The organism is Bartonella sp. AP3QHHD (assembly GCF_042195765.1).
Taxonomy (GTDB): Bacteria; Pseudomonadota; Alphaproteobacteria; order Rhizobiales; family Rhizobiaceae; genus Bartonella.
Map to the genome: position 1 here is coordinate 1 of NZ_JBHIPC010000079.1, position 1,271 is coordinate 1,271.

Annotated in this window: 3 protein-coding genes; all 3 read left to right on the top strand. The window is 36.2% G+C overall.

All coding sequences use genetic code 11. From position 1 onward, the window contains the following. Positions 1–5 precede the first annotated feature (5 nt). Positions 6–380 carry a hypothetical protein gene (locus ACFIL7_RS04640; protein WP_375683400.1) on the top strand — a complete coding sequence of 125 codons (375 nt, stop codon included), beginning with the start codon at positions 6–8 and terminating at the stop codon, positions 378–380. A gap of 124 nt (positions 381–504) precedes the next feature. Then, complete coding sequence (locus tag ACFIL7_RS04645; RefSeq protein WP_375635163.1) at positions 505–840, top strand: Rha family transcriptional regulator; 336 nt, start codon at positions 505–507, stop codon at positions 838–840. A gap of 9 nt (positions 841–849) precedes the next feature. After that, positions 850–1,271, top strand: a 422-nt coding sequence (locus ACFIL7_RS04650) for an antA/AntB antirepressor family protein (protein ID WP_375683399.1), incomplete at its 3' end; no start/stop codon positions are given.

Sequence of the window (1,271 nt, forward strand, 5' to 3'; positions counted from 1 at the left end):
AAATTATGGATAAGCCAATTCTTATTAATTCCAATGAAATTTTATTAGTTGTCTATGATGATGATCAAAACATTGGTCGGTCGGGACCACTGGATGAAAGCCAAGTTCTAAAAATTATTGACGAGGCAGATGATGCAATCCAAATCTTTCGCATCAATTCTTCTGAGAATAATTGTGAAGATATCTCTGAAGAAATTGCAGAAGCATATGTAAAAGAAAATATCGAACATCTCCACGAGGAGAGTAAAGTTCATGACTTTGTAAGCGAGAGTGTTGCTTACCATGACCTTTTATCTGATTTAGCAAAAGAAAAATATAATGATGAGTTTTACGGTACCTATGAACAGCAGCACCGTTTGCGTCCTTTTGATGTGCTTTAAAATTCTTAAGGGCGTTTGAAAAAGCGCCCCCTTTTTCCCATCAATCCCACCCAATATGAGGTCCGTAATGGAAAAGCTAATTGCTATCCAGCAAAATACAAACAAACACGAAACAATTCCAACCATGTCTAGTATTGAAATTGCAGAGTTATGCGGTAAAAGACATGGCCATGTAATGCAAGATATTCGTAAACTATTTAGCGAACTTAAAATCGACCTGAGTAATTTTGCTGGATTATACAAAGATTCAACAGGTCGTACTCTTCCTTGTTATCATCTTCCTAAACGTGAATCTCTTATTGTCATTTTAGGTTATAACACTGTGTTACGCGCAAAAATCATAGATTATTGGAAAAAATTAGAAGAGCAAGCAGCTAATCCCCAAATCGATTTTTCGAGACCTGAAATACGAGCAGCTATCATGATGCATCTTAAAAATAAAATTAAACAGACTGCATAGGAGTTCATCATGAACACTCCCATAGAGATTAAAGAACAAATCATTGATCAGGAAATAGTTCAAACAGTAAATGCACGTGATCTGCATGCATTCTTAGAGGCAAAACGTGACTTTTCAAATTGGATTAAGGACCGTATTACCAGATACAATTTTATAGAAGGACAAGACTTTGTAAAAACACAAGATTTGCGGTCGCCAAATTTGGCGAGCGCAAAATCTAGGGCTGTTATCGCGATTAACTACTATCTCACACTTGATAGAGCCAAAGAACTTTCTATGGTGGAGAACAATAAGAAAGGGAGAGAAGCCCGTTTATACTTTATCGAATGTGAAAAGCGTGTAAAGCAAGTAGTAACACCACAAATCGACTATTCAAGTCCAAAGGCTATGATTGGCTTTTTGAATTACCTACAAGGTCAAATAGATCAAAA

Bases quoted from the DNA above. Each gene is read 5' to 3' on its own strand.
- ACFIL7_RS04640 (WP_375683400.1), top strand. From the start codon at position 6: ATGGATAAGCCAATTCTTATTAATTCCAATGAAATTTTATTAGTTGTC.
- ACFIL7_RS04645 (WP_375635163.1), top strand. From the start codon at position 505: ATGTCTAGTATTGAAATTGCAGAGTTATGCGGTAAAAGACATGGCCAT.